The 12,841-nt window shown below is 44.8% G+C and carries 14 protein-coding genes; 5 read left to right on the forward strand and 9 right to left on the reverse strand.

The annotated features are described in order from the left end of the window. Positions 1–49 precede the first annotated feature (49 nt). Both JNUCC1_RS07120 and JNUCC1_RS07125 read left to right on the forward strand, forming a co-directional pair. On the forward strand, positions 50–796 hold the full coding sequence (locus tag JNUCC1_RS07120; RefSeq protein ID WP_156644733.1) for a MerR family transcriptional regulator: 747 nt from the start codon (positions 50–52) through the stop codon (positions 794–796). A 549-nt stretch (positions 797–1,345) separates the two neighbouring features. Further along, positions 1,346–2,569 (forward strand): IS110 family transposase, encoded by a 1,224-nt coding sequence (locus tag JNUCC1_RS07125; RefSeq protein ID WP_156644566.1) that lies wholly within the window; start codon positions 1,346–1,348, stop codon positions 2,567–2,569. Between the two features lie 969 nt (positions 2,570–3,538). Here JNUCC1_RS07125 and JNUCC1_RS07130 read toward each other — a convergent pair. The 8 genes from JNUCC1_RS07130 to JNUCC1_RS07165 all read right to left on the reverse strand — a co-directional run bounded on the left by JNUCC1_RS07130 (position 3,539) and on the right by JNUCC1_RS07165 (position 9,920). Beyond that, the gene (locus JNUCC1_RS07130; protein WP_197431661.1) at positions 3,539–4,471 is read right to left on the reverse strand and encodes a GNAT family N-acetyltransferase; all 933 of its coding nucleotides are present in this window, start codon (positions 4,469–4,471) and stop codon (positions 3,539–3,541) included. Positions 4,472–4,913: 442 nt separating this feature from the next. After that, positions 4,914–5,522, reverse strand: a complete 609-nt coding sequence (locus tag JNUCC1_RS07135) for an alpha/beta hydrolase (protein WP_331713651.1) — start codon at positions 5,520–5,522, stop codon at positions 4,914–4,916. Between the two features lie 38 nt (positions 5,523–5,560). After that, on the reverse strand, positions 5,561–6,547 hold the full coding sequence (locus JNUCC1_RS07140) for a ring-cleaving dioxygenase (protein WP_156644735.1): 987 nt from the start codon (positions 6,545–6,547) through the stop codon (positions 5,561–5,563). 352 nt (positions 6,548–6,899) lie between these two features. Then, positions 6,900–7,430: a DUF6944 family repetitive protein gene (locus JNUCC1_RS07145; protein ID WP_156644736.1), complete on the reverse strand. Its 531-nt coding sequence runs from the start codon at positions 7,428–7,430 to the stop codon at positions 6,900–6,902. Positions 7,431–7,552: 122 nt separating this feature from the next. After that, a complete protein-coding gene (locus JNUCC1_RS07150) occupies positions 7,553–7,924 on the reverse strand; it encodes a VOC family protein (protein ID WP_156644737.1) in 372 nt (123 codons plus the stop codon). A 31-nt stretch (positions 7,925–7,955) separates the two neighbouring features. Then, positions 7,956–8,717 (reverse strand): amidohydrolase family protein, encoded by a 762-nt coding sequence (locus JNUCC1_RS07155; RefSeq protein ID WP_331713652.1) that lies wholly within the window; start codon positions 8,715–8,717, stop codon positions 7,956–7,958. A 147-nt stretch (positions 8,718–8,864) separates the two neighbouring features. Next, positions 8,865–9,449, reverse strand: coding sequence for a nucleotidyltransferase family protein (locus JNUCC1_RS07160; RefSeq protein WP_156644738.1), 585 nt, complete (start codon positions 9,447–9,449; stop codon positions 8,865–8,867). A 15-nt stretch (positions 9,450–9,464) separates the two neighbouring features. Beyond that, complete coding sequence (locus JNUCC1_RS07165; RefSeq protein ID WP_156644739.1) at positions 9,465–9,920, reverse strand: ASCH domain-containing protein; 456 nt, start codon at positions 9,918–9,920, stop codon at positions 9,465–9,467. A 257-nt stretch (positions 9,921–10,177) separates the two neighbouring features. Here JNUCC1_RS07165 and JNUCC1_RS07170 point away from each other — a divergent pair, with 257 nt between their 5' ends. Continuing rightward, positions 10,178–10,396: a DUF2187 family protein gene (locus JNUCC1_RS07170; protein ID WP_331713653.1), complete on the forward strand. Its 219-nt coding sequence runs from the start codon at positions 10,178–10,180 to the stop codon at positions 10,394–10,396. Positions 10,397–10,628: 232 nt separating this feature from the next. On the opposite strand, the gene JNUCC1_RS07175 is transcribed toward JNUCC1_RS07170, so the two are convergent. Then, a complete protein-coding gene (locus tag JNUCC1_RS07175) occupies positions 10,629–11,069 on the reverse strand; it encodes a cell wall hydrolase (RefSeq protein ID WP_331713654.1) in 441 nt (146 codons plus the stop codon). A 207-nt stretch (positions 11,070–11,276) separates the two neighbouring features. Here JNUCC1_RS07175 and JNUCC1_RS07180 point away from each other — a divergent pair, with 207 nt between their 5' ends. Then, positions 11,277–12,158 carry a hypothetical protein gene (locus JNUCC1_RS07180; RefSeq protein ID WP_156644742.1) on the forward strand — a complete coding sequence of 294 codons (882 nt, stop codon included), beginning with the start codon at positions 11,277–11,279 and terminating at the stop codon, positions 12,156–12,158. Then, positions 12,155–12,748, forward strand: coding sequence for a hypothetical protein (locus JNUCC1_RS07185; protein WP_156644743.1), 594 nt, complete (start codon positions 12,155–12,157; stop codon positions 12,746–12,748). Before JNUCC1_RS07180 ends, JNUCC1_RS07185 begins: the two co-directional genes overlap by 4 nt. The last annotated feature ends 93 nt before the right edge of the window (positions 12,749–12,841 follow it).

The following is a 12,841-nucleotide window of genomic DNA, read 5'->3' on the forward strand; positions in this document are numbered from 1 at the left end:
TCTCACGTTGCGTCAGGCCTTATGGTAGAACGTGAAGGAGGTCGTATCGATGACAATGAAGGTGAAAGAAGTAGCTGAGCTTGCAGGGGTGAGCGTGCGCACACTCCATCATTATGATGAGATCGGCTTGCTCATGCCGGATGCGGTGACTGAAGCCGGTTACCGTTTGTATTCTAAGGAAAACCTTGAACGGTTGCAGCAAATTCTGTTTTTCAGAGAGCTTGATTTTCCTTTAAAAGAGATTCGAACAATGCTGGATAACCCAGCGTTTGACCGTGAAGAAGCTTTGGAACTGCAGCGGAAAATGCTCCTTAAAAAACGCCGGCAGCTGGATGACGTCATCGATACGATTGACCGCACCATCCAGGGTTTGAAAGGAGAGATTCAATTGACACAACACGACCAGTTCAAAGGATTTCATTTTGACAAAGATCCGTATGAGCAGGAAGCACGTGAACGCTGGGGCGACCAAGCCGTTGACGTTTCTAAGGAAAAGCTGAGCCGTTTGAGTGAGAAGGAGCAAGGTGATCTGTCTGTGCAATGGGAAGATTTATACCGCAGACTCGCAGAATTGCGCGGATATGCAGCGAACTCAGAAGAAGTGCAAGTAGCGATCGGGGAGTGGTACGATTTTCTCAATGCCAATTTTGGAACCTACTCACCCGAAGCCTTCGCAGGTCTCGGCCAGCTGTACATGGCCGATGAACGCTTCACAAAAAACATCGACCAATACGGCGAAGGCCTGGCCCAGCTGATGAGTGAAGCGATGATTGTGTTTGCTGAGAGAAAGAATTGAAATGACACTGGAACAAAGGGCGATAACCGCCCTTTGTTCCAGTGTTTTAGCATACTTCTATAACACAGTTGACACAAACTGCGAACTAATGAAAACTTGAATGACTGCATCTGGAAACTAACCACATTGAGAGTATCGTGATTTGCGCTCCGGGAAGTCGCTTTCCGCGGGCACGGCCTCAGCCTCCTTGCCCCGGCAAGGGGTATGTCGACGTTGCCCGCAAAGGGCGGTTTTAGTCGACCATCCTTAATGTAACGCTGTGGGGTCTTCGGACTCGTGCTGTTCCCGCAGTCAACCATGTATCGCAAAAAACGCTATACACCACAAGGGGATGAAAATAGATGTAGGGTGGCGATACTAGTGCTACGGCTGGATGAGGAAGGTCGATACTCCTTGGTGCCTTAGAGCCCTACCCGCAGTCTGACTCCTTCGACCACGGCGCATCACTTATTGTTGCTCCCTTTCGGGAAGCACTCATGGTAGATTAACCCTATTCTGGTTGTTGCGCCAGCCTTAAAATATTTGATGCCGTAGAAAGGATGCTTTTCAATGGATATACTCATTGAAAGAGCATGCGGTTTGGATGTCCACAAAGACAACATTACTGCATGCATTATCACACCAAAAGGAAAGGAGATTGAAACATTTTCAACCAAAACTGTTTATCTGATCGGATTAGTGGATTGGATCAAGGAACACAAATGCACACATGTTGCGATGGAAAGCACGAGTGTCTACTGGAAACCAATTGTTAATTTGTTAGAAGCAGAAGATATTGAATTCCTAGTAGTGAATGCGCAACATATTAAAGCTGTTCCAGGAAGAAAAACAGATGTCAAAGATGCTGAATGGATTGCTAAGCTTCTTCGTCATGGTTTACTAAAGGCTAGCTTCATTCCAGATCGGAAACAAAGGGAACTACGTGAACTTGTTCGGTATCGTAGAAGCATCATCGAAGAACGTGCGAGACAACTCAATCGAATTCAGAAAGTCCTAGAAGGCGCTAACATCAAACTAGGTTCTGTTGTTTCTAACATTACAGGCGTCTCTTCTCTTGATATGCTTCGGTCTATAGCTAATGGCGTTGAAGACCTTGATGTTTTAGCCAATTATGCAAGAGGCGTAATGAAACAGAAAAAAGAACAACTAAAACTTGCTCTACAAGGTTATATACAAGATCATCAGCGGTTCATGATAAAGACTATTATAGACCACTATGATTACCTTACTAACACAATAGATATGCTTGATGAAGAGATAGCTCAAAGAATGAGTGAATATCAGGAAGATATTGAGCGACTGGATTCAATCCCAGGAATCGCAACAAGAATGGCTGAACAAATACTTGCAGAGCTTGGAACAAATATTAAAAAACAATTTCCTACTGCACCACAAATGTGTTCATGGGCGGGGTTAGTTCCCGGTAATAATGAAAGTGCTGGGAAACGTAAATCATCTAGAACTAGGAATGGAAATAAATATTTGAAATCTGCATTAATTGAAGCAGCTCATTCACTTCGGGGTTCCAAGACCTATCTCGGAGCACTCTATCGTCGTACGGCTGCCCGTAAGGGTAGAAAACGAGCAGCAATTGTAGTTGCTCATGCCATTTTACGAATAGCCTACTATCTACTAACTCGTAAAGAGATGTATGTAGATTTAGGCGAAGATCACTTCGACAAGCAAAGAAAACAATCTATTGTTAACCATTCACTGCGCCGCCTAGAAAGTTTAGGATATACAGTTGATATTAAGGAACAAGAAGTATCTTAACATCTTACTGATTCTATAGCCATTAGACATTGGCGCTCTCCTACTTTTTTAAAAATGAATGAGCTGCGTCTACTTTAGTGTTGCCATTTTTAAGTTTTATAGTATTTTTATTTTCATGGTAGGAGTCGACTTCCCTCCGCTCCAATCACTTTATGTTAGTCAGTGTCTTGAACACCCTGAATACAAAAGTATAGAGGAAGGGGGTACACTCTCATCAAGCTCGAGGGGAACGCGGAGACTCCTGCGGGATACAAAGCCTCGGTGAGACCCCGGAGGTCGTTAGACCGAGGAGGCTCAGCAGCGCCCGCGGAAAGCGCAGTGTTCCCCCGAGCGACCGCGTGAGGCAGCTATTAGTTAGTTCGCAGTTTACGGATACATGTGCTTTAATAAATAGCAAGAATCTGTACGAAAACAGCCGATATAAAAAAAGAGAACCGCACTGGGTGATCTCTTTTTCGTCTTTGAGTAAGCTTCTAATTTAGTTCTATTATTCCTCTTTTAATTCAGACACTAGCGAATCTTGGTTACAAGTACTTGTACTAGAAGTTTTCAATAGGAACATACGATCGAATATGGTATACTATATTAACAATAGACTGGCTTCACATGAGGGTTTGCGGCACACGTTCCTTCTGGGGTTTTCCCCATGGAGGGAGGTGATGCAAATGATCACGACTGATAACATCATGCTAATGATTTCGTTTGGCATGTTGATTGCAGTAGTCATGTCCGCGAACAACAAAAAATAATCCCTCATGTGCTGTCGAGGCGCTCTGAGGGATTATTCCTTAACATGTGCCCACCCCTCTTGATGGGGTTGGTCTATTGGAACCGTTCCATGTTAGCGCATGGAGCGGTCTTTAATATGGTATGGTGTTCTGTAATTATTATACCACATGGACCCGTTTTGTAAACAATTCTGAGGTAACCGAATGATTGACTTGCTATCAGCCGTGCTCATACTTTTAACTAAATCAACTTTGTCAGCCCAAATATCCCAGGCCTTCTTTCATAGCCTAGTTTCTCATTCACTGATAGCATGGCCTCATTTTCCGAATCATTATGCGTTCTCATGTATTCAGCATCATTTTTCAAGGCGTATTCTATGGCTTTGACTTTTACCGCTTGGGCAAGGCCTTTTCCGCGATAACGTCGGTCAACGCCGGTCATGGAATTATAAACAACCCCTTCTGATTCATCTATGGCCATGGACATGGCGACCCACGTGCCATCATCAACTGCTAAAATAAAACCTTCCTTATCTACATCACGTGTCATGTTCATCATCTTTTCATTGTCAGGACGCGGTTTATCCGACATGCCTGGCACATCCTGAACAAGCTTCCACCAGAAGTCCCAAAATTGATGCTCTATATCAGGGTCTTGCGTGTACTCGGCAAGGGAGGTGAATTTGATGCCTGAAGCTTCCAGATTTTTAAAAAGGGCATCGTACGAGTGGATATCAAACATCTTTACGTTTAATCGGGACTCAAAGGAATGGTTGGTGATCTCAAAACCTTTCTGATTCACCCAATCAAGCTCCACGTCGTTATTATCCCGGACCATGGTTTGAAGCGCTTTGGAATGGCGTTCCCGTGCGAGGGTCTCAATTTCATCCAAAAGCCAGTTGCCAACGCCTTGATGATACCAGTCCTGATCGACTTTGATGGTCACATCGGCGTAACCCGGTTTCAGAATCGGATCCCAAGGGCCGGACGCATACATGCCAAAGCCAACCATTCTTCCTTCTGGTGTTAAAATACCTAATATGTATAAGACCGTTTCTTCTGTTCCTTTTCCCTCCAACATTTTAATGGTATCAGCGTCTGGCAGGTGTTCACTCGACTCACGGACGAGGTCGGCAAAATTTTTCGAAGTCAGGTGGTGAAGTTTTAACGTCAAATAAACCATCCTTTCTTGCCCTTTCAGAAAATAATAGAAGTTAGTTATGGGAACAAATGTACGAATGTGATATGCCATAACTACAATAGACTGGCTTCACATGAGGGGTTGCGGCACATGTTCCTTCTGGGGTTTACCCCATGGAGGGAGGTGATGCAAATGATCACGACTGATAACATCATGCTGATGATTTCGTTTGGCATGTTAATTGCAGTGGTCATGTCCGCGAATAATAAAAAATAATCCCTCATGTGCTGTAGCGGCGCCTTTGAGGGATTACTCTTAAATGTGTGCCCACCCCTCTTGACGGGGTTGGTCTATTGAAACCGTTCCATGTTACCAGCATGGAGCGGTTTTTAATATGGTATGTGGTTCTGTATTTATTATACCACATGGCGTGATTTTGTAAACAATTCTGAGATATTCATCATCCGTTTTTCTATTAGAGATCTCTACTTGCATACCATGAACGTGCAGCTCTCACTTCTCCGGGTGTCAGCTGATGTCCGTTGTCTTCCCAATGTAACTCGACATGGGCTCCAGCGGTTTGCAGCATGGATGCCAATTCCTCCGACTCCTCGGGCGCACACAGCGGATCATTGGCACCCGCTGCAATCATGACATGCTTCCCTGACAGATCAGGCAGATCCACGCCGCGGCGCGGAACCATCGGGTGATGCAGCACCGCACCCATCAAAGCCTGTTCATAATGGAAAAGCAGGCTCGCGGCAATGTTGGCGCCGTTTGAATATCCGATCGCCAGCACTCGGTCACGGTCAAATTGATACCGTTCAGCCGCTTCGTCCAGGAATGCATTCAGTTCTTCTGTCCTGAATACCAAGTCTTCTTCATCAAATACCCCTTCAGCCAGGCGTCTGAAAAAGCGCGGCATGCCGTTTTCGAGAACATTTCCTCTGACACTCAGCACGGTAGCATCGGGATCAATCATCTCCGCCAGCGACAACAAATCCTCTTCAGTGCCGCCGGTCCCGTGCAGCAACAATAAGGTCGGCTTTGACGCATCGCTTCCTTGTTTGAAAATATGTTCCACTTGGTTCACCTCGTCCTTGTTAGTTAACTTGTCTAGCGTTACTTTTCATATTCCTTTTCAAAGATCTTCGTGCTTCTCACCGTATCAATCGGACGGACAAGCTGCTCAATCTTGTCGCGTTTCGGCTCGAGTGCCGGTGGCAATGAGAGCTTTTCCCCGAGGGTTTCATAGGGCTCGTCTTCCATAAAGCCTGGACCATCAGTCGCAATTTCAAATAAAATCTGCGGTGCGACTCTAATATACAGCGATCCGAAATAGTAGCGCTCAACATAGCCTGAATTCGGTATACGGAAATTTTTCAGCCACGCTGTCCACGCTTCGATTTCTGCTTTATCCTGAACGCGGAAAGCCGCATGGTGCACGGTCCCATAGCCTTGTTGCGCCTGTGGACTTGACGGTGCATGTTCAACGATCACCTGAGCGCCGTTCCCGCCTTCACCTGTTTCAAACAAATCAAGAGCGCCCTCTTGTGCGACATGTCTGAAGTTAAACACCTTCTCAAGGAGCTGTTTAAAAGCCGCAACCTCAGTCATGCGCAGAAATACCGGGCCGAGGCCTGTAATGGCATACTCGAGTGGAATGGGTCCGTTCTGCCACGGCGTTCCTGCTGGGACACCGGTATTTTTTTCATCAGAAATCAGTTGATACTTCTGATCATCGAAATCTGTGAACGACAAGGTTTGCTTGCCGAATTGTGTCTGGATGCCTGTATGCTCGATCTTAAGCCGGTCAAAACGCTTCACCCAGTAATCCAGGGCGTCATCACTCGGCACACGGAAAGCCGTCTGAGCTATTTCATTCGCCCCGTGCACCCCTTTAGGCACACCAGGAAAATCAAAAAACGTCATATCTGTCCCCGGACTTCCTGTATCATCGGCAAAAAATAAATGGTATGTCTGTATATCATCCTGATTGACCGTCTTTTTCACCAGTCGCATGCCCAGGACTTCTGTAAAAAAGGCATAGTTCTTCTCAGCACTGCTCGTTATGGCTGTGACATGGTGGACGCCTTTTAATGGTTTCATAATTGAGCCTCCTGTTTTCGTTGCAGTTGATTATCTCGAATTCGAGGTAATTGTATAACAGAGTGCAGTGCGGGGTCAATGAAAAGAGGTTGGCTTTGTGGCCTTATGTGTTTTGACTTGGTTGAGTGAGGATTTATCCAGGTTTTAAGAGCTTTATCCAGAAATAATTTCACATATCCAGGTTTTTCTAGGTGTTTTCCAGAAATATGGGCGTTTATCCAGACTTTTCATCCATATATCCAGGAAAACGAGTGATATATCCAGACTCCTTCTGTGTAGGCGGATTCCGTATCGGACGTGGTATCAGTGCAATGACTCGTAGAACGGATAAAATTATCGATCCCATTTCGACTCAACCTCTTTCGTATGATGGCTGCTCTGTTTCACTGTTAATGGCGTTTTGTAAAGCTAATACAGATGCGATGGCCTGGCTCCATTCCGCAATCATGTCGACCAGTTCCTCATCAACACCTTTAATTTTAATGGCCGACAGAAACTGTCCATAGACGTCCAAAAAGGATTCCAGCGTGAACCCTTCTTCCCATGCATCTGGCAAAAGCACACCCGCGCCTAGCGTTGAAATCAGATTTCCTTTTTTACCAATTTCCGCCTTAACCGTTTCGCTAGCAGGAGCCAAAACCCCCATGGCACTCACAGCATTTCCTATAGAGCCAAGATGGGCACCCGTTTTTTCTAAAAAAGAGCCCTCTTCGCTGTCTGTGATTAAAGCCGACCCTGTGCTCTGTAAAACATTCCCCCATAATTCAAGCTGTGTGCGCATTTTCGCATCTTTTACCAAAGCTGGCGTCGCTGCCACTGCCGACATCGTTTGGCCTATTGCGTTTAACCAGTACCCTAAAAGACCTTTAGTTCGATCATCCAAAACACCCCCTCCCCGAAACAAGACTTATGCTATCCTATTCAAAGCATTATGATTCGATCGTGTATGTGCCTTGAATGACGAATAAGTCGTCTCACTGAGAATTTCGGGGAAGTTCGCATGTATCATTCGGCTCGTTGAAGAAATTCCAACCGATTCCCGAATGGATCATCAACATAAAAACGCTCAGCACCTTCGAGCGGCTCATCGTCCTTCACTTTCACACCGGCGTCCACGAGTTTTTCCCGCAAGGCTTCTAAATGATCGACACGGAAAGCTGGATGTGCTTTTTTAGCAGGGTTGAACGGTTCTTGGATCCCAATATGCAGTTGATGCGCTCCACATTGAAACCATACCCCGCCGCGTTTGGCCAAGTTTTCCGGTTTGGGGATTTCCTCCATCCCAAGAATCCCTTTGAAAAAACGCCGTGCTTCGTTTTCGCTTCCTTTTGGTGCTGCCAGTTGCACGTGATCAATTCCTAAGAATGAATACAACATAAAACACCGTCCTCTTTCAGATCCCAGCTCTTCAAATGTTGGAGCTAGGTGACTTAAAGTACCATTTAAACGCATTCGTATACATGATCTTATCGACAGCTTCCTCATCAAATAATTGTTGAATCAGCTCAATGTCTGTGTAAGTAAAAGGTCTTTTCGCCCTTGTAGATGGCAAATCAGTGCCAAACATCAGAGCATCCGGGTTCATATCATAGATTGAGGTTAAGGCGTTCTCTATGTTCAATCCAACACGCCCAAAACCAGTCGCTTTAACGCGTATACCTTTTGCCACAAGCTTTAGTAAATGAGGTAATCCTTCTTCAGATAACCCTAAATGATCAATTGATACCGCGGGTAATTTTTCAATAGTTGATGCGATATCAGGCAAGTGCTTGGCATCTATGTAAAGTTCGCTGTGCCATCCAACAAGTTCATGCACACGCCTGGCAAAATAATCGAGCTTTGACACATCCTCTGAACCGCCTCGCTTGATATTGAACCGCAATGCCCGGACTCCAGCGTTATGTAGGCTTACAATTGCCTCATCTGTCACAGTGTGCGGTAACTGTGTTACACCACAAAAAGCCGGCCCCATCTGTTTAAGGGCTTTCAATAAGTAGCTTTGATCGAATCCCTGAAAAGATCCAGATACAATTGCACCGCCAAGTACATTCAGATCGGCAATTTCTTTTTGATAATCACTCACAACATAGCTCGGTGGCGTGTACCCCTGATTTTCTTTAATTGGAAAGTTATAATCAATAATATGAAAATGCGCATCGAAAATCCTCACATCAATGTTTCCTCCCTTTCACATATCCTGCTTCCATCATACCGTGATTGTGTCATCAGTTAAAATACTAATTTCGTAACTAATGGTATAAGTATTTGTTATCACAGTGCAGGCTTGAAAACTGGGTATACCCCTATGAAAAGACCGCTAATCGAGTGGTAGGTTTATATGCTGAATACTGACCATGTTCCAATTTGACGTCCAATTCTTCTTTACTAAACGGTCCTCATAAATCATTGCACGCTTCTTGACTTGCGTGAAATACTCAGTTGGCCTCACTTGTAAATTCAAAATATCTTCAACGCCATGCGGGGCAGCTAATATTAAGTTGTCATGCTCGTCCAACTTCACCCCAAGTGCTGTAGCCGTTTCAGGAAATTTAGAAATGGCATCGACAGCGGATGCGTATGGGGGAATGTCGTTTACGATGTGCATCCTTGCTTCATTTTTCACCGACCAGGGTTCATGAGGGTGTCTATTCGTCAGCTCTTGCTCTAGCCTTTTCTCTTCAGTTTCATCTATATTAGCTTCGTCATAGTAAATCACATCAATATCCATTATAGGCGTCCGTTCGCTGTAGCCATGTAACGCATCCCAAATTTTCGACCGAATAAAACCTGCGCACACCCACCAATCCGGTAAACTGAGTGATTTTGCCGCAGCCAAAACATACATCATCCAATCATCTTCACGAATTAAAGTTAAGATATCTTGTTCGTTTTTAAGCTCCATATCAAAACCCCCCACTCACTTGTAAACCACCTCAAACTGCTCACACACAACGGGAATTTTAGTATGAAACACGAGATTAACGCTTTCAAGTTCTTTTTTGAAAAAAGTTTCATGAACACTGCGCCAATAGTTCAACGAGCGGTCCCCTTCACCTTCCATATATGCATGTTCTTCAGTCACTTCATCGAATGGCATGACTTCTAAGGAGATGGTTTTGGCAATTGCAACAGCTTCGCCTTCCCCGTTAAGAATTACGTTATGGAGCCCCACATGCGGCAGAGGCTCGTTTTCCAGTTCATAAAGCATATAATTAGATGCAGTTGCTGTCTTCGTTCCTGCTAACACCAATTCGGCAAGTTCATCAGCCATGTCTTTTGAATCACCAAAAGCCCATGCCTCGTACTCCTCCGGTGCATCTGGGTTTATTTTTCGATAAGCGTTCCATAGTTCGTTGGCTGTTTTACATGTCATTGTATTTCATCACCTCTTAGTAGTGTTCATATGGGTTGTTCTGCCCTTAGTAATTGTGGCGTAAATATTTAAATAGTAGGACCGCTTCATAAGCTTCGATTTTAGAAAATCGCATTTACATGATTATGCCACATTTCCTACAAATTTGTGCCAATATTAAGCGTTATGGTTAGTGTGATTCCCCCCTTTGGGATCGAAAAATCTACGGGTTTTTCGGTCCATACATAATAAAAGGTCGGACTTTGAGGAGGATGGACGTGTTTAAACCAGATCAAAATAAGGCTCATTTTGGTGATATCATCGAGTTTGAACAGGCGGGCGTTTTAGTGAGAGGCAAAGTCCTGCCATCGAATACAAAAAACAGCATTATGGTGGACATATCAGACGTGAAGGATTATGAAGACTTGAATCACGGTTATACAAACACCATTGTCCACCACGAAAATTACAGGGTTATTGAGACGGCAAGGGATTGACTGTCTGCTTTTTGACAAAACCCTTTTTTCGATCTATCTTGTACTCTATATACGAACAGCTGAAGGAAAAGTTACAAATGAATCGATATGAAAAGATGAAACGAATGTAAAACCCGAACAACGGACCATTAGAAATGGCGTTGTTCGGGTTTTGTTGTTCAGGCCTTTTTGCTGCTGGGATGTTTTTGCGAAGATGTGGGATGAGGAGGGGCTGGGTAACGCTTTCTGCTTATTAGCCCATATAAACTGCATCACATGTATCTGCTTGCGGTTCGTAAAAACAATGGAGTTTGTATTGGCCTGTAAATGGCTGACCATACCAGGTGGGTGGGCATGGCGCATATGGATTGAAGTACCAGAGGGCGTACTTGGATGGGTGCTGCCGCCATCTGTCCAAGGTGCGCCTAGCCAACCGTTTGTCGACTTCTCTTGCTCGATTGTAAAAGACATTGCCTTTCTGAACGGCTTCGAATGAATAGTTGCCGCCCTGGATCTGATAGATGACATCAGAAATGGATCTCAAGTCCTGAAAGTCCAGACAATTGGCGATGGCCCGGTTCACTACCACATTCCCCACCATCAGCATGCCCAGCTTGCCCTCCCCCTCTGCCTCAGCCCGCATCATCCTCGCCACCAGATTAACGTCACTTTCCGTGTACTTGACTCTTGGCACAATCATCACCTCTCAGATCAATATATGAGCAAACCCCCACAAAAATGAAAACAACATACAAAAGGACAACCCCTTCGACAAAAGTCGACATAAACCGGGAAGTGACAGGCACTTGTCGAAGGTGCCTTTTGTCGAGGGGTGCTTGTCGGGGGTCTTGTGCTGTGGTAAGATTTTTTGGGAGTTGTGTTTATTGGGGGGGAGTTTGTGGTGCGGGAGCGTTTTTTGTGGATTGGGATATTTGTGGTGGTGGTAAGTGTGGCGGGGAATTATATGTTTTTTGATTCCAAGCAGCTGGACCAGCCTATTTTTCTTGATCATTATTATACAGAGGAAATTTATGATCTGGAGGGTACCGTCGATCTGACTTTTTATTACATCACGAACAAGCAACAGCCGAAAAGGGTTGCTTTTGTGGATATTGACGGGGTTGAGGCCTATCCCGTTTATGATCAGCATGGGTTTTTCTTGAATGATGAGCCTCAAATTCATTATGTGCAGGAGTTCAGCCATTATTATATTGTTCCGGTGACGATTGAGATTTCAGCAGATCAAATACCCATTGAAGCAGGGTCAGATGAAACTTGGATGTTTGAAACGATGCATGTTACGTTTTCGGACCGGGAGAAGGTTAAGGCTTCGATTGGCAAAACAGAGATCGCCCATCACCAGGGAAGCCCTGATGTATTTGATTTCTCCTCGGGCTCGAGCAGCAGTGACGGGACAAGTGAGACCTCTGTCACCGTCTTGCAAGCCGCTAACATAGAAGACGTTTTGATTCCTTTTGCGGACGAGATCAGCGACGAACTGAGTGTTAAAATTGACGTGGGAATGTCTCGCCCGGATGAAGCGCTCGACGTATCAGAAGCGGGCTCACTGCCTTTAACCGTAAAGAAGGATGATCGCCTTCGAGTTTTTACAAAGGTCATCTCGGATCGCACAAGTTTCTTAGAATTGGGTCTGAAAATCAAAGGCACAATAGACAACGGAGAAGCTTTTACGGAAAATGTTTATGTGAATGATATGGCTTATTTCCCAGAAAATGAAATCGCCGATATCATTGCAGAAAAGAAAGCAGGTGACTCGGATTGAGAACTGCTTATGGACGCATGTTTTGGGGATTTATACTGGTGCTGATTGATATAAACATTCCTATTGATCTATTGCCTGATCCGATTGGCTTTTTATTAGTATGCTCCGGTGTATCGGTTCTGATCGAGCAATTCTCTGGGGGAAGGAAAGTACATATAACGGGGATCATGCTTGCGATTGTGTCGGTTCCGACTGTATTTATTCCGCAAAATACAGTAACGGACCTCATCACCATGTGGGGGATTTATTATTTTGCTTTGGGCGTATTGAAATTGGTGCTCGTCTTCTATGTGTTTCAGCTGATGATCGCGAATGCGCGGAAGCTGGGAGATCCGCAGCTTGTTAAAAGTACAACCAGCGCAATGAGGATCTATGCCGTCACATTTATTGCTGCTCATATTGCCATACCCTTTACGATTAACACATACGGCAGCGCGTTGATGACCATAACAACGCTTAGCACGGGGGCGACTTTGATTGTCGAAATCATATTCCTTTATCAGTTGCTCAAATTTCGAAAACTGGGTGGTGATGATGGGGGTGTGGAAGCAGAGGCTTGTTTGAAGGATAAGCGTGTAGATGAGACTTAGAGCTTCATCGGAAATATCTTTTATGCGAAAATTAGGTAGGGCTCTCGCCAACCATAAATTATGTGTAAGCAAAAAGTAGTATGGACCGTCTGG

Origin of the sequence: Lentibacillus sp. JNUCC-1 (assembly GCF_009741735.1) — a bacterium.
GTDB lineage: Bacteria > Bacillota > Bacilli > Bacillales > Amphibacillaceae > Lentibacillus_B.